General features: G+C 41.4%; 21 protein-coding genes and 1 pseudogene. 15 read left to right on the forward strand and 7 right to left on the reverse strand.

Features of this window, described 5'->3' with window-relative positions; all coding sequences use genetic code 11:
- Positions 1 to 128 precede the first annotated feature (128 nt).
- The 5 genes from NFS18_RS14905 to NFS18_RS14925 all read left to right on the forward strand — a co-directional run bounded on the left by NFS18_RS14905 (position 129) and on the right by NFS18_RS14925 (position 7,208).
- Positions 129 to 2,429, forward strand: a complete 2,301-nt coding sequence (locus NFS18_RS14905) for a DegV family protein (protein ID WP_251391670.1) — start codon at positions 129 to 131, stop codon at positions 2,427 to 2,429.
- A 566-nt stretch (positions 2,430 to 2,995) separates the two neighbouring features.
- Entirely contained in the window at positions 2,996 to 4,909 is a 1,914-nt protein-coding gene (locus tag NFS18_RS14910) for a hypothetical protein (protein WP_251391673.1), read from the forward strand.
- 94 nt (positions 4,910 to 5,003) lie between these two features.
- Positions 5,004 to 5,486, forward strand: coding sequence for a GNAT family N-acetyltransferase (locus NFS18_RS14915; RefSeq protein WP_251391676.1), 483 nt, complete (start codon positions 5,004 to 5,006; stop codon positions 5,484 to 5,486).
- A gap of 185 nt (positions 5,487 to 5,671) precedes the next feature.
- Entirely contained in the window at positions 5,672 to 6,127 is a 456-nt protein-coding gene (locus NFS18_RS14920) for a DUF3788 domain-containing protein (protein WP_251391678.1), read from the forward strand.
- A gap of 43 nt (positions 6,128 to 6,170) precedes the next feature.
- The gene (locus tag NFS18_RS14925; RefSeq protein ID WP_408631562.1) at positions 6,171 to 7,208 is read left to right on the forward strand and encodes an FAD:protein FMN transferase; all 1,038 of its coding nucleotides are present in this window, start codon (positions 6,171 to 6,173) and stop codon (positions 7,206 to 7,208) included.
- Positions 7,209 to 7,316: 108 nt separating this feature from the next.
- On the opposite strand, the gene NFS18_RS14930 is transcribed toward NFS18_RS14925, so the two are convergent.
- The 4 genes from NFS18_RS14930 to rsxC form a co-directional block, all read right to left on the reverse strand.
- Positions 7,317 to 8,093, reverse strand: a complete 777-nt coding sequence (locus NFS18_RS14930; protein WP_251391681.1) for a hypothetical protein — start codon at positions 8,091 to 8,093, stop codon at positions 7,317 to 7,319.
- Between the two features lie 139 nt (positions 8,094 to 8,232).
- Positions 8,233 to 9,237, reverse strand: a complete 1,005-nt coding sequence (locus tag NFS18_RS14935) for an FMN-binding protein (RefSeq protein WP_251391690.1) — start codon at positions 9,235 to 9,237, stop codon at positions 8,233 to 8,235.
- An 11-nt stretch (positions 9,238 to 9,248) separates the two neighbouring features.
- The gene (locus NFS18_RS14940; RefSeq protein WP_251391693.1) at positions 9,249 to 10,190 is read right to left on the reverse strand and encodes an RnfABCDGE type electron transport complex subunit D; all 942 of its coding nucleotides are present in this window, start codon (positions 10,188 to 10,190) and stop codon (positions 9,249 to 9,251) included.
- Positions 10,191 to 10,192: 2 nt separating this feature from the next.
- The gene (gene rsxC / locus NFS18_RS14945) at positions 10,193 to 11,572 is read right to left on the reverse strand and encodes an electron transport complex subunit RsxC (protein WP_251391694.1); all 1,380 of its coding nucleotides are present in this window, start codon (positions 11,570 to 11,572) and stop codon (positions 10,193 to 10,195) included.
- Positions 11,573 to 11,863: 291 nt separating this feature from the next.
- Between rsxC and NFS18_RS19800 the strand changes: the two are divergent.
- The 10 genes and pseudogenes from NFS18_RS19800 to NFS18_RS14995 form a co-directional block, all read left to right on the forward strand.
- Positions 11,864 to 12,277: pseudogene (locus NFS18_RS19800) on the forward strand (N-acetyltransferase); the annotation flags it as partial.
- A gap of 12 nt (positions 12,278 to 12,289) precedes the next feature.
- Positions 12,290 to 12,793 carry a methylated-DNA--[protein]-cysteine S-methyltransferase gene (locus NFS18_RS19805; RefSeq protein ID WP_251391746.1) on the forward strand — a complete coding sequence of 168 codons (504 nt, stop codon included), beginning with the start codon at positions 12,290 to 12,292 and terminating at the stop codon, positions 12,791 to 12,793.
- A gap of 113 nt (positions 12,794 to 12,906) precedes the next feature.
- Positions 12,907 to 13,713, forward strand: a complete 807-nt coding sequence (locus NFS18_RS14960; RefSeq protein ID WP_251391696.1) for a hypothetical protein — start codon at positions 12,907 to 12,909, stop codon at positions 13,711 to 13,713.
- A gap of 401 nt (positions 13,714 to 14,114) precedes the next feature.
- Complete coding sequence (locus NFS18_RS14965) at positions 14,115 to 16,022, forward strand: endonuclease MutS2 (RefSeq protein WP_251391699.1); 1,908 nt, start codon at positions 14,115 to 14,117, stop codon at positions 16,020 to 16,022.
- Positions 16,023 to 16,281: 259 nt separating this feature from the next.
- Complete coding sequence (locus NFS18_RS14970) at positions 16,282 to 17,568, forward strand: PLP-dependent aminotransferase family protein (protein ID WP_251391701.1); 1,287 nt, start codon at positions 16,282 to 16,284, stop codon at positions 17,566 to 17,568.
- A gap of 200 nt (positions 17,569 to 17,768) precedes the next feature.
- The gene (locus NFS18_RS14975; protein WP_251391704.1) at positions 17,769 to 18,812 is read left to right on the forward strand and encodes a cell wall hydrolase; all 1,044 of its coding nucleotides are present in this window, start codon (positions 17,769 to 17,771) and stop codon (positions 18,810 to 18,812) included.
- Between the two features lie 37 nt (positions 18,813 to 18,849).
- Positions 18,850 to 20,004, forward strand: a complete 1,155-nt coding sequence (locus tag NFS18_RS14980) for a hypothetical protein (protein WP_251391706.1) — start codon at positions 18,850 to 18,852, stop codon at positions 20,002 to 20,004.
- A 3-nt stretch (positions 20,005 to 20,007) separates the two neighbouring features.
- Positions 20,008 to 20,898 carry a VanW family protein gene (locus tag NFS18_RS14985; RefSeq protein ID WP_251391708.1) on the forward strand — a complete coding sequence of 297 codons (891 nt, stop codon included), beginning with the start codon at positions 20,008 to 20,010 and terminating at the stop codon, positions 20,896 to 20,898.
- 18 nt (positions 20,899 to 20,916) lie between these two features.
- The gene (locus tag NFS18_RS14990) at positions 20,917 to 21,555 is read left to right on the forward strand and encodes a PRC-barrel domain-containing protein (protein WP_251391710.1); all 639 of its coding nucleotides are present in this window, start codon (positions 20,917 to 20,919) and stop codon (positions 21,553 to 21,555) included.
- A gap of 16 nt (positions 21,556 to 21,571) precedes the next feature.
- Positions 21,572 to 22,231: a hypothetical protein gene (locus tag NFS18_RS14995; RefSeq protein ID WP_251391712.1), complete on the forward strand. Its 660-nt coding sequence runs from the start codon at positions 21,572 to 21,574 to the stop codon at positions 22,229 to 22,231.
- 146 nt (positions 22,232 to 22,377) lie between these two features.
- On the opposite strand, the gene NFS18_RS15000 is transcribed toward NFS18_RS14995, so the two are convergent.
- The 3 genes from NFS18_RS15000 to NFS18_RS15010 all read right to left on the reverse strand — a co-directional run bounded on the left by NFS18_RS15000 (position 22,378) and on the right by NFS18_RS15010 (position 23,670).
- Positions 22,378 to 22,635, reverse strand: a complete 258-nt coding sequence (locus NFS18_RS15000; RefSeq protein ID WP_251391714.1) for a spore coat protein — start codon at positions 22,633 to 22,635, stop codon at positions 22,378 to 22,380.
- A 78-nt stretch (positions 22,636 to 22,713) separates the two neighbouring features.
- Positions 22,714 to 22,896 (reverse strand): hypothetical protein, encoded by a 183-nt coding sequence (locus NFS18_RS15005; RefSeq protein ID WP_009002947.1) that lies wholly within the window; start codon positions 22,894 to 22,896, stop codon positions 22,714 to 22,716.
- 72 nt (positions 22,897 to 22,968) lie between these two features.
- Positions 22,969 to 23,670, reverse strand: coding sequence for a gamma-glutamyl-gamma-aminobutyrate hydrolase family protein (locus tag NFS18_RS15010; protein WP_251391716.1), 702 nt, complete (start codon positions 23,668 to 23,670; stop codon positions 22,969 to 22,971).
- Positions 23,671 to 23,903 lie beyond the last annotated feature (233 nt).

Here is a 23,903-nt window from a genome sequence, read left to right on the forward strand (position 1 = left end):
TATCATCTGCTATTATTGGTTTAATAGCTTAATCCTATTGTGATATCATGCCACTACTAAGTTGTTAACATTGGTTTGTTATCTGCTTTATATATATCAGCATTACTCTGGAAGGAAGACGAAGGATAGTGTTTTACTTTTTGTGGGTGATAGAAACGTTGCTTTGCTATTATGTTGCTTTCTATTACCCGCAGTATGTGGCACAGAATACGCAAGGGCATTATTTTTTCTGCTCTGCATTTTCTGTTATTTTGGTAGGTATACTGACCAGTGTTCTGCTTGTATCGTTAAACCGGTTATATGAAAAGGAAAATGAACTTTCCAGGCGGCAGAAGAAAGAGATTGAAGAACTGAACAAGGCAGAGAATAATTTTTTTTCCAGTATGAGCCATGAAATCCGCACACCTATTAATACGATCATTGGGCTGAATGAAATTATCTTGCGTGGAGATATTCCAGAAGATGTTGCTGAGAATGCCAGGAATATCCAGAATGCCAGTAAAATGTTGCTGATATTGATTAATGACATTTTGGATTTGTCCAAAATAAAATCAAAAAAGATGGAAATTGTTAATGTTTCTTATGAAACAGGTACAATGTTTTCTGATATCATCAATATGATTTGGATTAAGACAAAGGAAAAAGGGCTGGAGTTCAGGCTTCATGTGGATTCTTCAATTCCAAGTATGCTTTGCGGTGATGAAGTGCGTATTAAGCAGATTTTGATTAATCTGTTAAACAATGCTGTAAAATATACCGATGAGGGATCTATTACCTTGTCTGTCCGGTGTGAAAGACTAAACTTAAACCGTGTGCGGATTTGGTTTACTGTCGAGGATACGGGACGGGGGGTTAAAAAAGAAAATATTCCTTATATTTTCAATGCATTTAAACGAGTAGACGAAGAGAAAAACCGTCATATTGAAGGCACAGGGCTTGGGCTTAGCATAGTACATCAGTTAGTGGAACTGATGGGTGGGGAAATCAGTGTCAATAGTGTCTATACCAAGGGATCTACCTTTCTCGTAATATTGGAGCAGGATATAGTTGATGATAAAGAACTGGGAGGCTTTACGTTAGATTCACATATAAGATACCGCGAAGGGGATCAGTACCGGCAGAGTTTTGAAGCACCGAATGCCCATATTTTAGTGGTTGATGACAATGAAATGAACTTGATAGTAGTGAAAAAGCTGCTTGCTGCGACAAAGATTCAGCTCGATACGGCACTTAGCGGTGCGGAGTGTCTGCAGCGTACCCAGACTCAGTATTATGATGCGATTTTAATGGATCATCTGATGCCCGAAATGGATGGAATACAGTGTCTTCATGCGTTGCGGACACAGCCGGGAGGATTGTGCCAGAATGTTCCCGTGCTCGCCCTTACAGCCAATGCAGGAAGTGATAATCAGCTCCTGTACAGGAAGGAGGGCTTTAGCGGATATCTGGCGAAGCCAGTTAGCGGTGCTCTGCTAGAAGCAGCGGTTTCAAATATTCTGCCCAGAGAACTGGTTAAATTTAGTGAGGAAGTCAGACAGTCAGAGCTTGATAAGGAAATATTGATTTTTGAACAAGCTCAGAGAACATTCCTTATGGTGACAACGGACAGTGTGTGTGATCTTCCTGAATCCCTGAAGAAGAAATTAGGTATTAAGGTGTGTCCTTACTATATTTGTACCGACCAGGGAAGGTTTTTGGATGAAGTGGAGATAAAGGCGGATGAACTGTTGTTCTACATGGCAACGGAGAAAGAAGGTTTTTCACAGCCGCCAAGTGTTGCAGATTACGAGAGCTTTTTCGCTGAGCGGCTGACGGAAGCGCAGAATGTGATTCATATTACGATGGCAAAACATGCCAGCCAGGGATATGATAATGCAGTTGAAGCTGCAAAGTCGTTTGAAAATGTTACGGTATTAGATTCGGGACATCTTTCCAGCAGTATGGGGCTGATAGTTCTTTATGCAGCTTCCATGGTAGAAAATCATGCATCAAAGAAAGAAATTGTTAGAACGGTGAAGTGGCTGAAACATTATGTTTCCTCAGCTTTCATTATTGAAAGTACACATTGGATGTGCCAGGCAGGGAGGATATCGAAGAGGATACAGATAATTTGTGATGCACTTTTGCTGCATCCGATTATTGTCCTTAGAAATAGCCGGATGGTTGTGGGCGGAATAGGAATGGGGAATTTTTCCCATGTGGCAAAAAGCTATATCCGTAAAGTGCTAATCAACAAAGGGAACATTGACCGCCGTATTTTGTTTATTACATATTCTGGAATGGATGTACAGAAGGTTCAATATATCCGGGATATGGTACAACAGTATTGCCCGTTTGAACATATTTATATACAGAAAGCATCCTCATCTATCGCCAGCAACTGTGGTCCGGGATCTTTTGGACTGTTGTTTATGAAAAAAATAAGGTGATGTTTTCTAATATGGCGGGGCTTATCGAATAGTCCTTAAACATTGATGTCAAAAAACAGCGAGTGTTTGCATAGTAAGAGTATTTAAAAATACTAAGAAAAGATTCTATGTTTCAAAAGGAAAAGTCATAGACTCCGAAAACGGGGAACTATGACTTTTCTTTTTTATCATTATAGAAGGATTAGAGATAATGTAGTGTAAGCGAAAAACGCTTGCTGCAAGGCTCCGGAATCCTTGTATAGATCAAGTCAGACAGAATTGCGTTGATATCATACTTGAATTTATATTTCTGTTTTAACTTCCGGCAGAATTTATTCATTTGCAGCTGAATAGTTCTACACTATTTTTAGTGATTTATTGTTTTCATGGATAAATTGATATAAAGAAATTTCCGTGCTATACTGTCCTGTTTTTTATGTAATGATATTGTACGGAGTGTTTGAATCAAAAGGAAAAGTAATATATAATTATCGTATGATGGAGTAAGAAATATTTTGATGATGATGTAAATACTGGTAACACGGAAATGATGGGGAAGATGAGGAAGTGCAGGAGGAATATGGAACATGGCAAGATGGGCGTTTGATTTTTTAGGGATTGAAGCAACAAAAGATAAAAAAGCAATAAAGAAAGCTTATGCGGTACAGATAAAAAAATACCTTCAGGAGGAACAGCCGGCGCAGTGGGCGAAAACCCATGAAGCCTATGAAGCGGCGATGAAATATGCAGAGTCAGATGATACAGCGACAAATATTCGGAAGGATGCAAGTTATGATGGTATATCTCAACAGACTCAAAGTCAGCGGCATCAGCAAAAGAATGAACATGAAAAGGAATTATCTTATAGAATGTATGAGTTGATGCGTATGAAAAATAAAAACGCATATGCAGAATGGTCAAAGTTCTTCTCTACAGAATTTCTGCCGAATGAGAGCATAGAGTCTATGAGGACTTTATTGGAAATTGCTCGCGCGTATCCGCTTCAGAGTAATGTGGCATATCTGATTATTGAGACAATGACAAAACGCACGCAGTATTATCAGACTGCTATGGAGCTGGATAAAGCTTCATTGGCAGCAGATATTGTAAAGGCAGCGCAGGAACAGCTTCCGAAGCAGTACAGTGAAACCAGAAGACATACGGTTAGAAAAAGAAGGATTTTTCCGGTAGTGATCGGCATTGCAGGACTGATTGCTGCAAGTCTTCTTGGTGTGGGAATTATGATGGGAAAATCAAATTCTCTTGCCAAAGATGCAAGAATTCAGGCAACGGTATATCTAAATGAGAAGTATGAGGGAATCGGATATACAGAACTGGATTTGAAAGCAGAAAAGGAAAATGTGTTTGGAAATAGAGCAGATAAGGTTGTTGTTTACAGGATCATTGAGGATGAGTCTTATGCGACAATTGCCTATGGGTTGACCCCAAAAGGAGAAAAGGAGTTTCTGTTTTTTGATAATATACAGGAAAAGGAAATTCGGAAAGCATTTCAGGAAAGACTTAATGAACTGACGGGACGTCCGGAGGGAAGATTATACTGGAATTCAGATACGGGTTATGATATTGGCGAAATCAGGGACGGTTTTTTCCATACTAGTTTTGGGGGCGATTTTGATGCATTTATGGAGAAGGAAGATCAAATCAGGATGCAGGCTCCAGGGACTACGGTCATGAGATTACGGAGAGGTTCATCAGCCCGAAATGGGAATTGTGATTACTATCTTCCAGATCCCGTGATTAAGACAATGGAGCAGCGCTTTCAGATGCAGGAAGTTGCTGAAGATGCAGAATTACAGACTGTTTTAGAGGCATGTGGGGAGGACTATGGGATTCAGCTCAGGGGAATTGTGCTTCCGAGTATGTATTTTGAATCAAAAATGAAACAAGCTGACTGGAGTAATGATTCTATTTATGTAAAAGAGAATTTCTATGGCGCAGCAGATATGCACCCGACAGTTCCGTTTTTGCTTATGACGGCATGGCATGTAAGTGTACCATCTGAAGATAAAGAGCTTTTGGGTATACAAAATGGCATTTATGGAAAAAATCCAGTTCTGATGGCAGAAGGAATTTATGGTGCGGAGAACAGCAATAGCCAGTATGTGGGAGATCAGTTAAAAACAGATATGACAGGAAGTATTGTGGAAACAGAAGTTCCGGAATCTCTGGACTTGACAAAAGCCCAGAGACAAAAGGCAATCAGCTTTCAGATGAAACCGGGAATTATACCGGAGACAGAGTACTGTCTGGCAATTGACAAGTCAGTATATGGTATTACAGACAGTGGATATCGCGTGATACAGACGGAAAAAGATGAAGATGGAGATTATAACCGCGAAATGTATCTGGAGCCTTATGATGATCAAAGAGCGGATGTGGGGTATGGAGATGCAATGGACGGAGAGGGATATCTGTTCGTTTTGTATGAAAGATTCTGGGAACATGAAGAACCGACAGTGATTACTATTGTGAACCCGTAATCAATCTCTTATTTAACATACAAAAGAGCAACATCTTAAAATATAGATGTATTAACAAAAATTTAATTAAAAAATGTATTGCTGGAGGAAAACTATGAGTATAAAAATAGTTCCTGCTTATGAACAAAAGGAAGATGTAAGTGTATTGTTTTCTGAATATACAAAAATGCTAATTGAAAATGATGAGTCATTCAAAAAGTATCTTGATATTCAAAATTATGATAAGGAAATTAATCATTTAGAAATGAAATATGGTATGCCGGACGGTAGATTATATTTGATTTATTGTGATGAAAAATTAGCAGGCTGCATAGGTCTGAGGAAGATTGACGATCAGAATTGTGAAATGAAACGCTTATATATAAGACCAGAATTTAGAGGCAAAAAATTAAGCAGTATTTTGGTAGAAAAGGTAATAGAGGATGCCAAAAAAATTGGATATTCTTATATGTTATTAGATACACTTCCTTTTCTGCAAAGTGCGGTACATATTTATAAGAAATTTGGTTTTTATGAAATAGAAAGTTACAATAATAGTCCAATGGATACTTCTATTTATATGAAACTTGATTTATAAAATTAAATTTGCCGGTACAACAAAAAAGTGAAGGGACAAGATGCTATCATTATAATTAGTTTTGTATTGGGATTTTATTAAAAATAGTTTAAAAACATAATTATCCATGTTATGCTAATAACAATAGCAAGTGATAGTATATTGTTCGGCAAAGGAATCAGAACATATGCAGCAAAAAGAGATAGATGGTAACAGAGATAATAGAAAGGATCAAGAAGATTATGGTTGATTTGCGGGACAAGCAGTATTGCCCGGATCTGGAGGAAATAGAAGACTATGTTCAGAATTCGGTTTTTCACACATTTTGTGAGGAGATAAAAGACACATACAAATGTAATGAAATGATAGAGTTCAGCGCATGCAGTATGGAACCAGGATGGAACGTCAAGTTCAAAAAAGCAGGGAGATCATTATGTACGATTTATCCGAGGGAACTTTATTTTACGGTTATGGTTGTGGTAGGAAGAAAAGAGAAAGAGGTGGTTGAAGAGTTGCTGCCCCAATGCACGTCTGAATTACAAACGATTTATCATGCGACAAAGGAAGGCAACGGACAGAGATGGCTGATGATTGATCTGGAAGATGAAGGTGGTTTGTATAAAGATGTGATGAATTTGATTCAGATCCGGCGTCATTCATAATGGAACCACAGGAAGAATTTAAAGAACAGGAGAAGCGATAGTTATAGTGAAGAATCGGAATATTTTGATTGGACTTGCATTTATCCTGATACTTGCATTTTTTATGTTGTTTTATATGGGGAGGCAGCCGGATGCAGTGGGGGGATCAGATGAAGCTATCAGTGTCAGTGGATTTAAGCTGAACACAGCAGTGAAAATTACAGTGTATGACTCACAGGATGAAGAAATGCTGCAGGAAGCTCTGAAACTTTGTGATAAATATGAGAGGATATTCAGCAGGACACGGGAAGACAGCGAACTATATCAATTGAATCATGGCACGCTGCCGAAGGCGGATGGCTGGTATATGCTTTCAGATGAGTTGGCAGACTTGATCGAAAAGGGACTTTACTATAGTGAATTGTCGGAAGGAACATTTGATATTACGATCGAACCACTTTCATCACTCTGGGATTTTACTTCAGAGGAAAAGATTGTGCCGGATGAACAAGCGTTGGAAGAGGTGCAAAAGCTGGTCGGGTATGAAAAAGTAGAATTGCAGGGGAATCGGTTCCGGTTTGCAGAAGAAGGCATGGGACTGGAACTGGGAGCCATTGCCAAGGGATATATTGCGGACAGGATTAAGGAATTTCTCGTTTCAAAGGGTGTGGAAAGTGCGATTATCGATTTGGGCGGCAATGTTCTGTGTGTGGGAAAACGAACGGATGGCGGACCCTTCCGTGTGGGAATACAGAAACCCTTTGCAAAGCGCAGTGAGACTGTGGAGACTACAGAGATTATTGATCGGTCAGTTGTGTCTTCAGGAGTCTATGAGAGGTATTTTGAAAAAGATGATCAATTTTATCATCATATTTTGAATCCTAAGGATGGATATCCTTATGATAACGGAATTACGTCGGTTACAATTATTTCGGAATATTCGGTGGATGGAGACGCTCTTAGTACAAGCTGTTTTGCACTTGGATTGGAAAAGGGGATGGAATTGATCGATAGTCTGCAGGACGTGCGTGCGGTATTTATCACTGAAAATGGAGAGATACATTTTAGTGATAAATTTAGAGAAGAGAAAACTGGAAAATGATGTTTTCTATAGTATAAAGCAAGGGTGAAAGGCTTAAAAATATGCTTTTCACCCTGTTTTTAGATATATTTCTGTGTGATTTACAAAATTATATGATTCAAAGAGATGTTAATATATGCTTAGAATCATATAAATGAATCCAGCTGCCAGCATGTCGGTCGGAAGTCCACGGTAAGCCTTTCCAGGCTGTGAGAATTTCAATGTTTGTTTTACAGACAGGAACAAAGTGATCGGAACGAGGATCGTCCAGAGAATTCCGAGATACTCTGTGAGCCCTGTCAGGCTGGCAATCGTAAACGGACGTATCAGAATGGCTGCAGGAACGACAACCAAAAGGCTGTTCTGCCCACGGCAGCACTTTTTCAGGATACCGTTTGTAAAAGCGAGTACCAGACCCGCTGTGAGGAATGCAAATGTACTTCCAAGGAAAGCTTTGGATTGAATGGAACTATGCAGGACCATGTTTCCAAATATTGTACCGCTTCCCATAAATTCGCGGATAATAGACAGAAGAATCCAGAATCCCCATGCAATCGCCGCTTCAAAAAGCATTTCCCCGTAATCTGCTTCTATGCCGTCATTCAAAGTATGGCGTGCGCAGAGAAGACCAACTACAAAGGTAATCATCCACATTTCAGTTGTAAGGGCTGTCCCAAGGTAAGCAAATCCAACCAGAAATGTGGAGGCACAGAGGGAAGCAGTGGCAATATATACGCAGAGCTTTAAACTCCATGCAGGAAGGTCTTCATCCAAAAGATTTTTCAAAAATTCTGCGAAAACAGCTGATAAAACCACCATGATTCCAGCGGCAAAGGCTTCCTTCATACCTGAGGAAAACAAGATGATTCCAAGGGTAAAGGCTTCAGCCGGATATCTTAATTTCATATCGAATCCTCCATTCTTATATTACAGTTGTAACAATTCAGTAACAGTGCAGCCGAAAGGCTGAACTGTTACCAAATTCTCGCTTATGGCAAAATGTCTTATACAAATCTACAAAAACGTCTTATTGTAAGCAAGCTTATCAATTCGTTTTTGTAGATTTGCGCACAGATGAATCATTACTGATAGTCTGCAAAAATTCATATGCGTGATTGATTCCGGTTACAACAGCAGTAGAAGAAACAGTTGCGCCGGAAACAGCATCAATCTGTGTTCCGTTTTGTGCGGAGGTATCGGTATCTTCTTCATGGGATGGTGTGAGTTCCACATTGGCAGCCTGTGCCATACAGTCAGCAGCCAGGCTGATAAATCCTCCTACAGAGATGCTGACACCGGAAACAGCGTCTGTCTTGCCTTCGGCATTGGTTTCAAGGAAGGTAAGAGACTGGTTCTGGATCAGAGCGTCAGCCAGTGCTTCCGCCTGTTCTTTCCATGTGGGACCGTCTTCCGTCATCACATATTCGCCGTTTTCAGATATGACACTTTTCTTTGTTCCGTCTTCCTTAATTCCATCCCAGTTGACTGCTGTGATTTTACCGTCTTTTACAGTCAGGTTTACCTCTTCAGTAAATCCGTTGGAATCAGGCTCTGCTTTGGCGGTGTATGTTCCGTCTGTAAACGTTACATTATCCAGAACGGTTAAATCTGCGGTGCCGGAGTTACTCTCTTCGACAGAACCATCTTCACCGACTGTCATGCCAGGAAGATAAACAGGGGCTTTTATTCCGTTAAATTGGTTCAGGAAATCAGATTCTGTAATTTTTGATCCCAGACTTTCTGTTTCATTTTGTTCAGTGATTTCCAATTTGGTGATCATAGATGCAGCCTCATCGAAGGAAACGTTCATCACAATGTCGCCGCCATATCCTTTCTGGCGGACGGTTACGATATAACCGTCTTCGGTTTTTACTGCTTTATCAATATTTTCCACATCATTTACATCAAGTTCTTCTGTTACTTTCGCTTCTGTAGTTCCTGTACTGCCTGTCATATCTGTGGACAATGCCTTGGATCCGATAATGATACCGAAGGAAAGTGCAGTTACAACAGCTAGTGCGATAATTCCTTTTACTGTTTTATTTTTCATAGTCTTCTCCCTTATGCTTTTTTAGTTCCGTATATATGTTTTTTATAAAGAAATGACAGACCACCGGCAAGACAGTTGGCTGTCAGGATTCCGAAACAGATACCTTCTGGATAATGGCTGAAAATACGGATCGCCGCCGTAATAATACCGGCAGTGACTGCGTAAAGCAGCCGCCCTCTGCGGGAAATGAATACATAATCTGTCAGCATATAGCAGGCACCCAAAATCAGTCCGCCTCCAAGCAGATTCAGAAGGATATCTCCGGTAAATAGTCCGTCAGGTCCGAATATAAAGGTCAGGATAAGCACAGTTGCAATATAGGTAAGAGCTGCTTCTGCATTAACAATTCCCATATAGCACATATAAACAAAACCAACCAACAGCAGAAGTTTACTTGTTTCGCCGAGCGCTCCCGGTGTTTCACCTAAGAACATCTGGATATAACTGTAGCCTGCTTCTCCTCCATTTTTTACTGCGCCCAAAACCGTTGCAGATGATACAGCATCCGCAGGTAATGTATACGGGGCTGTGTACTGCATAACCGTGCCGGGCCATAGGATCATTGCTAACAGACGGCCCATCAGTGCTGGGTTGGCAAAGTTGTTGCCGATGCCGCCGAACATCTGTTTTACAAACAAGATGCTGAATACTGCAGTTACGACAATGATCCAGACCGGAACGGTAGACGGCATATTGAACGCCAGTAATATTCCAGTGACGACTGCACTGAAATCGCCGGCAGTCACCTGTTTGTTCGTTAGTTTCTGCCAGAGATATTCAGTTGTAACGCAGACGGCAACGGAAAGTCCGGTGAGATACAGCGAGCGGATTCCGAAAAAGTAAATAGAACCAAGAAGCGCAGGGATCAGAGAAAGTGATACGTGAAACATAATGCTTCTTGTTGTACGATCCGTACGCAGATGTGGTCCGTTGATTATTCTTACTTGATCCATGATTACTTCACCGCCCTTTCCCATTTCTGTTGTTTTACAATGTCTCTTGCCATACGGGTACGCACGGCGAGTTCTCTCTTTGCAGGACATGTGTAAGAGCAGCAGCCACAGGCGATACATTCGCTGGCATAGAGCTTCTCGCACAAATCATAGTCCTCGTTGAAAAATGCAATTTCAATCTGGTATGGCGTCAGTCCTGCAGGACATACATTTTCGCAACCCTGACACCGGATACATGGTTGTTCTTTATATTCCGAATCTGGCAATACCACAATACCCGAAGTGCTTTTTGTGATATAAAACAGCTCGTCTTTTCCGTTCCAGTCAGAGGCGGCACACAGACCTGTCATGGGACCGCCGGCGATGATCCGGTTCTTTTGCGTAGTTACACCACCGCAGAGTCTGATCAGTTCTTTGGCAGAGGTTCCGATTGGAACCAGATAATTGCCCGGCTGTTTTACCCATCCGGTGACGGTGACAATCCGCTCGGTGAGAGGGATGCCTCCGAGTATCATATCGGCTGCAGCTTTGGCTGTGCCTACGTTGGATACGATCACACCTACATCGGCGGGAAGCCCGCCCATTGGTACTTCACGGTCAAGAACAGTCTGAATAAGCTGACGTTCGCCGCCCTGCGGATAACGAGTCGGAAGAACTTTTATTGAAATGTTTTCCGTTTCGTCTATCATACCGGAAAATGTTGCCGTTTTCAGAAGTTCATTTAGATGTTCTGAAGCCTTCGGCTTGTTATCTTCAATACAGATGTAAGCCTGTCCGGCGCCGGAAGCTTTTAAAAGAAGACGCACTCCGTTGAGCAGCGCATATCCTTCCTCCAGCATGAGCCGATAGTCACAGGTCAGAAAAGGCTCACATTCTGCACCATTGATGAGCAGAGTATCGATTACCTTGTTTGTTTTATATTTTTTGTGTGTTGGAAAGCCGGCACCTCCCATTCCGGTTAATCCACCGTCGTGGATACCGTGTAGAATTTCTTCTGCAGTAATGCTGCGTATGTCTGCTGCTTGGGTACGATGATCGGCCGGTACGGATTCGGCAGGAGATGTATCGTTGCTTTGAATGATACATGCTTTAATCTCTCGTCCCTGATTGGACACATCCCTGACTTCAAGGATTGTTCCGTTGACACTTGCATGGAGGGGAGCAGCCCCAAATGCTGCCGGTTTTCCAATAAGCTGACCTTTTTTTACAGAATCCCCGGACTGTACAAGTAGTTCGCATGTTCCGTTAAAAGACTGTTCTGATAAAATTGTGACAACTTTTGGGTGGTAGGTCTTTATTGACTGATCCATGGACAATAATTTGTCAGAACCGTCCGTTGGATGTATGCCGCCGGGGAAAGCTGATGTTCCTCTTCTTAGCATGTCTGTTTCTCCTTTTCTTTATTTATCGTGTGCCTTGAAAAAACTTTGTTATTTTTTATACAAGGTATACTTCGTCAGAATACCACAAAATAAAAGGGGCGGCAAGGAGGGAAGAGGTGATTTTGAGAGGGGAAATAAAGGAAAAAACAGATTTTAGGGATTCAACTTTACGGGGGTTGAATTTGCGGATACCGGAAGAAAATTGTGTCAATGAAAGATTTTTGCTCTTGAGAATACCCTCTATATAATGATAGAATAATCGTATTGAGTAGTAGAAGGGAACATAGAAAGATGATCAGAAGGATACAGAAAAAAGATGTCGAAAAGATTGCAGAGATCTGGCTGAATACGAATCTGAAGGCACATGATTTCATCAAGGCAGAATATTGGACAGAGAATTTTCCTATGGTGAAGGATTTGTTCTGTCAGGCAGAGGTTTATGTATACGAAGAAGCAAGTGAAATTCTTGGCTTTGTGGGGATAGAGGGAACGTATATAGCAGGGATTTTTGTCAGAGGCAAAGCGCAGTCTAAAGGAATTGGAAAGCAGTTATTGGACTACGTAAAGGAAATCAAAGGAAAACTGACTTTAAGCGTGTATCAAAAAAATGTGCGTGCAGTAAAATTCTATCAAAGAGAAAATTTTATGATTCAAAGTGAGTGCATAGATGAAAATACAGGGGAAGTGGAGTATTTTATGGAATGGAATGCAGCCAGGATGGAAAAAGAATATACATATCATTATGATTCACCGCTTGGTGCGATCACCATGTCTTCAGACGGAGAGGCATTGACCGGACTGTGGTTTGAAGGACAAAAGTATTTCGGAAGTACACTGACTAGTGAAAGTGAACAGAAAAATCTTTCTGTTTTTGAAGAAACCATCTGCTGGCTGGATGTTTATTTTGAAGGAAAGAAACCGGATTTTATTCCAAAGCTGAAACTAAAGGGAACAAAATTCCGCAGAATGGTATGGGAGATTTTGTTGGAGATTCCTTATGGACAAACGATGACATATAAGGAAATTGCAGATAAAGTTGCGAAGCAAAGGGGAATGGAAAGTATGTCGGCGCAGGCAGTCGGAGGCGCGGTAGGACACAATCCCATTTCGTTGATCGTACCGTGCCACCGGGTGATCGGAACAGACGGCAGTCTTACCGGGTATGCGGGCGGCATGGAGAAGAAAGCTGAGCTTTTAAAAATGGAACATGTGGATATATGAACTGTCAGTGGGAAAGCTGAGATGGAAAGCAGAGTAAAATAGAAAATCGGACAAAGCAAAAACACAGTGCTACACGAGAATATGGCAGAGGAATAAACAAGGAGATGAGATGTATGAGTGAGAAGACAAAGAAGATTTTGAAAGTAGTGATCCCGATTGTAATCGCATTGATTTCAGTGTTTGTGGTGGCGAGATTTGCCGCGTCAACAGAATTTCATGCCAAGACAATTCAGTCACTGGATGAGAAAAAAACTACAGTTATGGAATTGACAGCCGCATCCACCGCGGCATCGGCGGCAATTTCTTTATTGCCCGGAGATACAGGAATTCCGATTGCAGAGAAGCTGGCAGATTTGAGTACTTATTTTTTATTCGTATTATGTGCGTTGTATTTGGAAAAATATCTGTTAACCATTACCGGATATGCGGCTTTTGTGATATTGATTCCAGCTGCCTGTCTGCTTTTTTCTTTTAATGTATTTAGAAGGAGCAGATCCGTGAACCGGGCGGCTAAGAAAATCGCGCTGTTCGGACTGGCGATTACGGTTGTGATCCCAGCCAGTGTGAAAGTGGCTGATATGGTAGAGGATACCTACAAGGCTTCTATTAACAGTACGCTTGAATCAGCAAAAGAAGCAACAGAAGAGATTGAAGAAAGTGCAGAGGATTCCAAGAATTCTAAAGATGATGAGGGATTTCTGGCAGGCATTATCTCTACTGTCCAGAATGGTGTATCTGGCGTGACGAATAAGATCCAGACAGTTTTAAATGACTTTATCGAGGCGCTTGCAGTTATGATCGTGACGTCCTGTATCATTCCGATTGCAGTGTTGTTTTTCTTTGTCTGGCTAGTGAAGGCTGTGCTGGGGATTGATATAGATGTCAAATCTGTCAGACCGGGGAAAAGGATCGGGGGTTGAATATGATACAAATTTTTTGTTGACATTTTAGAAATAGTTGGCTATACTGTGCCTGTATATAAAATAAAAACAAATGTTTACAGAGGTGTTTTATGTCCGGAGTGGCAGAAGTAAGATAACAACAAAAATTTAATCAAGAAAGGGAGACAAGGGGCTATCCCCTGTTTTTTGTGTACCCTTTTTGATATCGGAAGATATCAGTTGTATCAGCTTTGCGGACGCATACCTATACCAAATACATTTGTTTAGTGATTTTGTATACAGGAAAAAGACAGTAGTAGTTTATGATTTTGTATATGAATAAAAAGCAGTGAGAGTATGTTCTGGTAAAGGAACATACTTTTTTTGTTGCCAAGCATGCGATAAAATGGCTTTTTATTTATATGTAAGGAGTAACGAAAATGAGAAATGCAGAACAAATATTAGAATTTGATAAAGTAAAAGAAATATGGAAGGAGCTTGCTTTGACAGAATATGCAAAGCAGGAAATAGAGAGAACAGTTCCGATTAAGTCTGAACCGGAACTGCTTGCACGGCAGCGGGAGACATCGGAGGCTAAAATGCTGATTGAGAAGAATGGCATGCCTCCATTGGATTCGCTGCAGGGGTTGAAAGAATGGGTTATGATTGCTAAAAAGGGCGGATGCTTAAGCGCTGAACAGTTAGAGGGGGTTGGAATGGCGCTCACCGCAGTGTCAAGGCTGAAACAATATTTGAATCAGGGGAAGGTATACGATATTTCTCTGGCATATTATGAGGAGAATCTGGAACCGCTGACGGATATCAAAGATAAGATTCATACACAGCTTCGGGGAGGAAGAGTAGATGATAATGCTTCCAGGATGCTGAAAACTTATCGAAGCAATATGGCGAAAGAAGAGGACAGTATGCGCTCCAAAGCAGAGGCTGCAATGCGGGCGAACAAAGTGTATCTGGCAGATAATTTTAGTACGACAAAAAACGGGCATTTGTGTATTCCGGTGAAAAAGGAGCATAAGAATAGAATCAGGGGTACTGTGATTGAGCAGTCTTCCACAGGAAGCACCGTATTTATGGAACCAGCGGCAGTTACAAAGCATTATGAAGAAATTCAGATTTTACTCATATATGAGGAAAATGAAGTGCGGCGGATTCTGTACGAACTGACTGCCTGCATACATGACGAAGCAGAGACTTTGGAGGCAGATATCCGTATGATCGAGAAGCTGGACTATATTTTCTCCAAAGGCAAACTTAGTCTGGAGTTAGAAGCGGCAGAACCAATGATTAATACAGAGCGCAGGATTGTGTTTAAGGACGGAAGACATCCGCTGATGGATAAATCTGTTGCTGTACCCTTGCAATTTACAATTGGAGACGGGACGAATGGAGTTGTCATTACCGGACCCAATACAGGAGGCAAGACTGTGGCGATCAAAACTGTAGCGCTGAACTGCATGATGGCACAGTGTGGACTGCATGTGACCTGTAAACAGGCGGACGTCTGTATGAACAGCAATTACCTTTGCGACATCGGTGATGGACAGAATTTGTCAGAGAATCTATCCACTTTTTCTGCACACATTTCCAATGTGCTGGATATTTTAAGACATATCAATAAGGAAAGTCTCGTTATTATGGATGAGCTTGGTTCAGGTACTGATCCGGCGGAGGGAATGGGAATTGCCGTAGCAATTCTGGAGGAGCTGAAGAAGAGCGGGGCGTTGTTCCTTGTAACGACTCATTATCCCGAGGTGAAGCAATATGCAGAACAGGAAGAGGAAATCGTTAATGCAAGGATGACATTTGACAAGGAAAGCTTAAAGCCTTTGTATCAGCTTGTGATAGGAGAGGCAGGAGAAAGCTGTGCCTTCTATATTGCAGGAAAAATGGGGATGCCTAAATCTATGCTGGCCACAGCGGCAAGGGCGGCCTACAACGGGGGGATGCCCAAGGAATTGGAGAAAATATGTGTTGAAAGTGAAATGAAGAAGCAACCTTCTGGTCATATTCAAAAGAGTCAGATGAAGAAACAGAGACAGCAGAATATCAGGAAATATCAGATTGGAGACAGTGTGATGGTGTACCCGGACAAGAAAATAGGAATTGTGTGTCAGCCTCAGAATGAAAAAGGCGTGCTTCGGGTACAGATGCCGGATAAGAAGATATGGATCAATCAAAAACGGGTGAAGCTGCATGTGGCAGCAGAAGAACTCTATCCTGAGGATTACGATTTTTCAATATTGTTTGATACGGTGGAAAATCGGAAGCTGCGTCATCAAATGGACAGAGGGAAATGTATGAATGGAGAAATTACTTTGAATATGTAATGTACTTCAGACGATCTTAGAAAAAACAGAGGTGCTTTAGCGGAATTTATTTTAAATAAGAAAAAAATAATTAAACCGGAAATTCTGAATCATAGATGTTAATATTGAAAATGAATGAGAAAGTAAAAAATATTTCATGAAAAAGACGAGGAATAGCTAAAAAACATTTTTATAATAGAAAATTTGCAAGAAGTGATTGACTAAATGTCAAAAATCTTATAAAATACTTTTTAGTGAGTAAAAAAGTGGAGGAATAGCTATGACACCGTATAAAGATTTAAGTGTAGAAGAGTTGGAAACGCTGAAACAAGAGCTGGAAAAACAGTATAACGACATTAAGACAAAAGGACTGAAGCTGGATATGTCCCGCGGCAAACCATCTATAGAGCAGCTGAACCTGTCTATGGGAATGCTGGATGTTTTGAACGGAGATTCTGAGCTGGTATGTACGGAGGGTGTGGACTGCCGGAACTATGGTGTGCTGGATGGTATTACCGAGGCGAAGCAGCTTCTGGCAGATATGATGGAAGTTCCAAAAGATAATATCGTCATTTTCGGTAATTCCAGCCTGAACGTTATGTATGATACAGTTGCGCGTGCAATGATCTGCGGTATCATGGGAAACACTCCGTGGGCGAAGCTGGATAAAGTGAAATTTCTCTGTCCGGTACCGGGATATGACAGACATTTCGCAATTACAGAGCATTTTGGAATAGAAATGATCAATGTGCCAATGACTCCGACTGGTCCGAATATGGATATAGTAGAAAAACTGGTAGCAGAAGATGAGGCAATCAAGGGAATCTGGTGTGTACCGAAATACTCCAATCCACAGGGAATCACATATTCTGATGAAACAGTACATCGCTTTGCCTGCCTGAAACCGGCTGCAAAAGATTTTCGTATTTTCTGGGATAATGCATATGGAATCCATCATTTGTATGACAATAAACAGGATTATCTGATCGAGATATTGATGGAATGTAAGAAGGAAGGCAATCCAGATATGGTATACAAATTTGCGTCCACATCTAAGATCAGTTTTCCGGGATCAGGAATTGCAGCAATTGCTGCATCTGATAATAACTTAAAGGATATCCGCAGAATGATGCAGGTACAGACGATCGGACATGACAAGGTAAATCAGCTTCGTCATGCAAGATATTTTAAGGATATTCACGGAATGGTACAGCATATGAGAAAACATGCGGACATTCTGCGTCCAAAATTTGACGCTGTAACAGATACACTGGAAAGGGAATTGGGCGGTCTTGGAATTGGTTCCTGGCTGAAACCGTACGGCGGATACTTTATTTCCTTTGATTCGCTGGAGGGCTGTGCAAAGGCAATTGTAGCAAGGGCAAAAGAAGCTGGGCTGGTTATGACGGAGGCGGGAGCAACTTATCCTTATGGGAAGGATCCAAAAGACAGCAATATCCGTATAGCGCCGTCTTTCCCGACACCGGAAGAACTGAAAACGGCAACAGAAATTTTTGTACTTAGTGTGAAGCTGGTTAGCATTGATAAGCTTCTGGGTAATTTATAAAAGGTAAAAAATACAAATAGGAGAGACAATGATTCATTTTAATCGCTGTCTCTCCTATTTTTTTAAAGCCGGTGATGTAACAGTTCAGCCTTTCCGCTACATTGTTACCTGGTGATATCAAAAAATTATGAGGGGTAGTAATTCGGAATCCTTTATGGTATCATGAAAATAATTAATATGTTGCGGTAGGAGTAAAGAGGATGACAAGATTAAGATATGCGAAACAAAAAATGCTTTTCGTTTTTGTTGCAGCGGTTATATTATGCGGGGGAGTCTGCCATGCGGCAGAATTTAAGGACCTTCGTGCTGTAAAGCAGGAGGCATGGAAACATTGCGAATGGAATGCGTGGGGAATTCCGGCTGAACAACAAGAAGTGCATGGAGAAGTTGACGGTGCAGTGCGTGAAGGAGGAGAGATATATCTGTCAGTGACCCAATGGGAAGATAAAGGGATTTCTAAAGGCGGAGAACTTCCTATTTTTGGCTCGAAAACAAGCGATATAGTCATAGGAACATTGAAAGAAGAAACGATTGTTAGTGTTCTGGAGCAGGACAAGGATAAGGCATTGATTCAATCTGGTTATGTGTCAGGATATGTGGAGTCCAGCAGACTGCTGCGCGGGGAACAGGCGAGAGAGCAGGCAGATAAGGTATGTCCGGAACAAGTTATTACTGATGGGACGAAGACAGAGGGGTATAGATCGGTAGAGGAAAAAGAAGTCTTATGCTATTTACAGCAGAGACATAGTTATGATATAATAGAAAAGATGTCCGGATGGTATCGGATTTCTACAGAATATTTCGGTAATCCTTATGTGAAAAGTTCTGGTGTGAAGCTTGTCCGTAAGACCAGACTTGCCAGTCTGAACCATGTACAGGATACAGCAGAGATATATCGAGAGATAGAGGTCAGTGAAGCGGAACGAGAGTGTCTGGCAGCGATTGTATGGTGTGAGGCGGGGAATGACCCTTTTGATGGACAAGTGGCAGTTGCATCTACTGTGTTTAACAGGATAGACAGCAGTTTGTTTCCTGATACAGTAGAAAGTGTTATTCGTCAAAGGGGACAGTTTATTCCAGTTCAAACAGGATGGTATGATGAAGTAATGAGAGATCCAGCAGTAATTCCGGTGAGTTGCTTTGAAGCGGTTGATTATGTTCTTCAGGGAAACCGCACTGTTGATACACTTTATTTTAATCAGGCAGGAGTAGGAAAAGAGATTGGAAGTCATTGGTTTTATTGATTCGGAAAATGAAAGAAATATATAAAGGAAGAAACGTATGATAAATTGGTTATCAGTACTTGCGGTTACGGTAGTCACGGGCATATGCTGCCTGATAGTGACAAAGATAACCGGGAAGGAAAGAAAGGTTCATTTTGCAGGAACTTTTGCACTTATTTCCGCTGGAGGATTTGCATATGCGCTCTCTGAAATGATACAGAGAGGATTAAGCGGCGGATATCTTGCGGGATCGATATTGATTTCTCTTACTATTCCGGTTCTGATATTTTTTGTATTGTATCGGAGTGTGCATGAAGCAGGTGAAAAGAGAAAAAAGAGAGTATCAAAGGGAAAACTGGAGCAGGAAACAAACTGGAAAGAGCAATTAGAAAAACAACTACAGGAGGCTGCAGCAGAAAGTAATTCTCTGAAAGAGCAGATTAAAAAGCAGAGGAGCCGTATACGTGGGAATGCACAGGCGGCAGCGGAACGTGAGGAGAAATTACGTGCAAATATTGCGCGTATTCAGAAAGAAAGCCAAGAAGAAACAGAACGTGTCAAACGAGAATATATAGAAGAGCAGGCACGTTGGCTCAAGGAGCGGGAAGAAGAGCAGAAGGCAAACAAAGAGCGTTTGCGCCGGGAGGAGGAGCGCCTGCGCAAAGAACGTGAAGCAGCGGCAGAAGAAGAGCGTCAGCGTAAAGAGCGTTTGCGCCGTGAAGAAGAACGTCTACGCAAAGAGCGTGAAGCAGCAGAGGAAGAAGAGCGTCAGCGCAAAGAACGTTTGCGCCGTGAAGAAGAACGCCTGCGTGAAGAACGTGAAGCAGAAGAAGAACGTCAGCGTAAAGAGCGTGAAGCGGCAGAGGAAGCGGAGCGTTTGCGTAAAGAACGTGAAGCAGCAGAGGAAGAAGAGCGTTTGCGTAAAGAGCGTGAAGCAGCAGAGGAAGCGGAACGTCAGCGCAGAGAAAAGGAAATGAAGCTGGAAGAGATTCGTATTCGTACAGAGCAGCAGTTTGCATTTGATAATATTGTTAAAAAAGCGGAAACTTTTAGAAAGAAAGGAATGTATCCGCTTGCCGTAACATTGTATCAGCAGGGAATTGAAAAAGCTGAGACAGAAGAAGAAAAGAGAAAAATGCGTAAACTATTGGCGGATTGCTACATAGATGCAGGAGAACCCGGAAAAGCGAGGAAGGTTCTTGCGGAGGGGTAGAGTGTGGAAAGGAAACGTTTGACGAAAACAGTTATGCTTATCTTCTGTTTGAGTATACTTATTACGGGAGTCGGTGTAGGAACCGGGATGCTTGCGAAAGCATCTCAGAGCCAAACGAAAACCGTTAAAGAAGAAAGAACAACGCCGGATGAAGAAAAGCAAGATCAAAATATAACAGATAAAGAACCAGAGAAGATATTGAGCAGATATGAGACGACGGCAAAAAGCGAGGAAACCCGTGATCAAAATCTGAAGGTATCGTGCGAGAAGCTGAATGGTACAGAATTACAGCCGGGAGAAGTTTTGTCTTTTAATGCAATGGCAGGACCTTTTACTGAAGAAGAGGGATATTTGGAAGGACCAGCCATTATAAGTGAAGGACAGATGGGAAGAGAACTGGGCGGCGGTGTGTGTCAGGTATCTACAACACTTTATAATGCGGCGCTTCTGGGAAATCTGGGAATTGCAGAAAGGCACAGGCATTCCTTTCCTATGGACTACGTGGATGTGGGACTAGATGCAATGATTAATGAACCAGATAGTGACTTGAAAATTCAGAATACGACAGATGTGCCGCTTTATATAGAAGCATTTGCACAAGACGGCACAGTTATGATACAATTTAAAGGAGCAGAGTTAGATGCCCGCACGGAGGTTCATGTGGAGAGCAGCGTCTTGAATACAATCTTGCCGGAAGGTGAAGAAATACGTCTTTCAGCAGACTTGGAGGATGGGGCACGTCAGGTGCTTCAGGAAGAGCGGAATGGATATGAAACGCGGGTATACCGTAAAGTATATAATGATGGCAGGCTTATAAGCGAAGAAGTTTTGTCAGAAGATACGTATCCGCCGATCAGGCGAATTGTTCTGGAAGGCTGTCAACAAAGTAAATAAGAGTACGGAGGAAGAAAGATGAGAAAGTTATCAGAGATTTTGCAGTTGCCGGTTATGGAAATTTTAAACGGAACAGTAGCCGGAAAAGTGAAGGATATCGTAATGAATCCTGACACGAAAGAAGTAATCATGGTTATGGATGAGGGGGTGTTCTCTGATTTTCACATTCTGCGGCGAGAAGATACGATGGGAATCGGCGGAGACTTTATCATGATCAAAACCGGACAGGCGATTCAAAGTTCCAGGGAGAATCCAGAGTTAGCAAAGATGCTGACAGAATATTACTCCATTCTCGGGCTTCTTGTTGTTACATCGGGGGGAAATATTGTAAGCCATATTAAAGACTTTTCCATCAATGAGGCAAATTGGCAGATTGTAGAAATTATGCTGGAAAATGAAAAGGTATATACAAGAGACCAGCTTTTGTCTGTAAGCTCAAAATATGTGTTTGTGCAGGAGAACGAAGAGCGTATTCAGGAAGAAATAGAAGAAACTGATGATGAGGTAAGTTATCTGACAGGCATGACGGTGATGGAAGACGTTGCAAGTGCAGACGGCTCCTTTGCAGTAGCAAAAGGAACAGTACTTACAGAAGAGATTATAGAGCAGGCAAAAACGGCAGACATGCTTGCAAGTCTTGTTATGAATGTGGAATAGGGGAAGATTGACAGTAATGCTTCTGTGTGTTTTTTTGTTAAATTCTATTTCGGTACAGGCTGAGGGTGAAAGGGAAGAAAAAAAGAGCAGGGCAGAAGGATTCCTAAAGAAAGTGATTGAGGCATATCAGGAGCAGGAAGAGACAGAACTGGCAATGTATTATTCCCTGAATAGTATTGAAGGAAGTACAGTTGCATTCGAGAGTGCATTATTCCGGTCTTTTCGGGCAGAAGCTGTCCGGGTTGCCGGGATGGAATGTCTGCATAAGGAAAACGGATATTTGTATATGGGAGTGAGTCTGCTTTTCACGCTAAAAAATGGGGAAGAAATGCCATATTATGAATATTTTCTTCTCTATGAAAACGAAGCCAAAGAATATACAATGGTTCCGGAAGAAGCATACCCTCTCAAGATCAGGAAGATAATAGCAAATAATCAGGAACAGTGGGAAGCGACAGAACTCTATCTTCAATATTGGGAAGCGGCAAATGCATATGCGGCGTCATTTCCCGAGTATGCGGATACAGTGTATGAACGTTTGATACTGTTACTGAATAACATTCCAGAAGAGATGGAGAGGAATCTTCGCATGGCAGGAGTGATTTTTATTATGGGAATCATACAATTATCGCTGCTTTGTCTTTGGACATTATATCGGAATAAATACTATGATTGAGCGGCAGAAACACATCTGGGCTTAAGGTTTCTTTTATTTACATATTTTATGAGGGTATTATAATACAGACAAGGGCAGAACCAGAAAATCTGGCTCTGCCCAATTGCATTTATGCAAAAGATATTTTTTGTATAAAGATGCAGAAATTAAAATGTTTTTGGCTGTGTGAGTATATTCTTCACATGCTCGACTTCTTCTCTTGTAGCCTTTGCTGCCGGAACATAGTAGCTCTTTTCTCTGGCTACCTGATACAGTTTTTCCTGAGACATTTCGCACTCATTTCTGAGCTGCTTCAAGCACTGTTTCAGTTCTTTGTTTTCTGTCTGCGGAATCATATCGCCGAACATTTTCAATTCGCCGTTTACTCCGACGAGGGTGTCGGAAACCATCGTTTTTTCATTCATATGCGTCACCTCTTAAGAAATAATAATTTTTGGAAGTTGCCTAACAAATTGTTTTGCACTTCTGCAATTTGACTTATATTACAAGAATTTCATAAGTTCTTGTTTGTTCTTCATTGCAGAATCTGCTGCGTCCTGAAACAGCTTCTTTACTTCCGGGTCCTCAGCCTGGGAAGCGTAGTCTGTCATTTTACAGTGTGTCGTGTCATAGCCGCCGATCAGGTGGCGCAGGTTTTGCAAATCCAGTATAGAAATATCGGACATATCAGAGACCTCCTTTGGTAATAATAAATATTAGAAATCAAATTGTTACGGAAATAGTATGTCCGAAAATTGTTAAATATATGATTTTAATATGAAATTTCCAAAAAGTTCACGCATTTCAGGAGAAGACCGGTACATACTTTCAGGGTGCCACTGTACTCCCATTGCAAAAGGGTGATCTGGCATTTCAATGGCTTCTACAGTATTGTCAGAAGCTGTTGCACTGACAATGAGGTTCTTTCCAATGGTATCCAGAGTTTGATGATGGTAGCTGTTTACAAACAGGCAGCTGCCGATATATTGGCTCAGCATAGAGCCAGAAGCAACGAAAATTTTGTGGCTTACTTCCTGACGGGAAAAGGACTGCTGCATATGATCCAGGTGACTGCCGGGTTGTAGGGATATATCCTGGAAAATAGTTCCGCCGCAGGCAACATTGAATACTTGCATGCCGCGGCAGATAGAGAGAAGTGGTTTGCAGGTTTTTAAGATTTGCTTCATGAGCCGTATTTGAAATAAATCCAGTGTGATATTAGTCTTCCCATTTCCGTTTTTTGGTTCCTGTCCAAAAAGAAGAGGAGTAATATCTCCTCCGCCGCAAAAGAGAAAACCATCACAAAGAGTAACATATTCTTCCAATATTTTGTCAGAGCGGATTAGAGGGAGGATGAGCGGAATACCGCCTGAATAACGGACAGATTGGATGTAAGCATTAGTGACAAATTGTTTGTTTTCAATAAATCCACAGATGATAATTCCGATTTTGGGTTTCATAGTGAGTCCTTTCTATTGCAATTCTATTCTTTATAATGGTGCATATATTTATAGGATGTCGGAATATAGGAAACGGTTCCGGCTTCTTAAATAACAGAAAAGATAAAATAGGATATGTAAAAATATGGAAATTTATACATTAAGAAAGAAAAAAATATGATAAAAGCGCCATGAAATCGGATTTAGTAAAGTGTGTTAATAAAAAATCTTTCATGTTAATAAAATATCTTTTA

Source organism: Mediterraneibacter agrestimuris (assembly GCF_943193195.1).
Classification (GTDB): domain Bacteria; phylum Bacillota; class Clostridia; order Lachnospirales; family Lachnospiraceae; genus Schaedlerella; species Schaedlerella agrestimuris.

What these genes read in the sequence shown, in the direction of transcription:
- NFS18_RS14915 (WP_251391676.1), top strand. Translation starts at nt 5,004, where the DNA reads ATGAGTATAAAAATAGTTCCTGCTTATGAACAAAAGGAAGATGTAAGT.
- NFS18_RS14980 (WP_251391706.1), top strand. Translation starts at nt 18,850, where the DNA reads ATGATAAATTGGTTATCAGTACTTGCGGTTACGGTAGTCACGGGCATA.
- NFS18_RS14975 (WP_251391704.1), top strand. Translation starts at nt 17,769, where the DNA reads ATGACAAGATTAAGATATGCGAAACAAAAAATGCTTTTCGTTTTTGTT.
- NFS18_RS14935 (WP_251391690.1), bottom strand. Translation starts at nt 9,237, where the DNA reads ATGAAAAATAAAACAGTAAAAGGAATTATCGCACTAGCTGTTGTAACT.
- NFS18_RS14995 (WP_251391712.1), top strand. Translation starts at nt 21,572, where the DNA reads ATGCTTCTGTGTGTTTTTTTGTTAAATTCTATTTCGGTACAGGCTGAG.
- rsxC (WP_251391694.1), bottom strand. Translation starts at nt 11,572, where the DNA reads ATGCTAAGAAGAGGAACATCAGCTTTCCCCGGCGGCATACATCCAACG.
- NFS18_RS14920 (WP_251391678.1), top strand. Translation starts at nt 5,672, where the DNA reads ATGGTAACAGAGATAATAGAAAGGATCAAGAAGATTATGGTTGATTTG.
- NFS18_RS19805 (WP_251391746.1), top strand. Translation starts at nt 12,290, where the DNA reads ATGGAAAAAGAATATACATATCATTATGATTCACCGCTTGGTGCGATC.
- NFS18_RS14990 (WP_251391710.1), top strand. Translation starts at nt 20,917, where the DNA reads ATGAGAAAGTTATCAGAGATTTTGCAGTTGCCGGTTATGGAAATTTTA.
- NFS18_RS14910 (WP_251391673.1), top strand. Translation starts at nt 2,996, where the DNA reads ATGGCAAGATGGGCGTTTGATTTTTTAGGGATTGAAGCAACAAAAGAT.
- NFS18_RS14970 (WP_251391701.1), top strand. Translation starts at nt 16,282, where the DNA reads ATGACACCGTATAAAGATTTAAGTGTAGAAGAGTTGGAAACGCTGAAA.
- NFS18_RS14965 (WP_251391699.1), top strand. Translation starts at nt 14,115, where the DNA reads ATGAGAAATGCAGAACAAATATTAGAATTTGATAAAGTAAAAGAAATA.
- NFS18_RS14940 (WP_251391693.1), bottom strand. Translation starts at nt 10,190, where the DNA reads ATGGATCAAGTAAGAATAATCAACGGACCACATCTGCGTACGGATCGT.
- NFS18_RS15005 (WP_009002947.1), bottom strand. Translation starts at nt 22,896, where the DNA reads ATGTCCGATATTTCTATACTGGATTTGCAAAACCTGCGCCACCTGATC.
- NFS18_RS14930 (WP_251391681.1), bottom strand. Translation starts at nt 8,093, where the DNA reads ATGAAATTAAGATATCCGGCTGAAGCCTTTACCCTTGGAATCATCTTG.
- NFS18_RS15000 (WP_251391714.1), bottom strand. Translation starts at nt 22,635, where the DNA reads ATGAATGAAAAAACGATGGTTTCCGACACCCTCGTCGGAGTAAACGGC.
- NFS18_RS14960 (WP_251391696.1), top strand. Translation starts at nt 12,907, where the DNA reads ATGAGTGAGAAGACAAAGAAGATTTTGAAAGTAGTGATCCCGATTGTA.
- NFS18_RS15010 (WP_251391716.1), bottom strand. Translation starts at nt 23,670, where the DNA reads ATGAAACCCAAAATCGGAATTATCATCTGTGGATTTATTGAAAACAAA.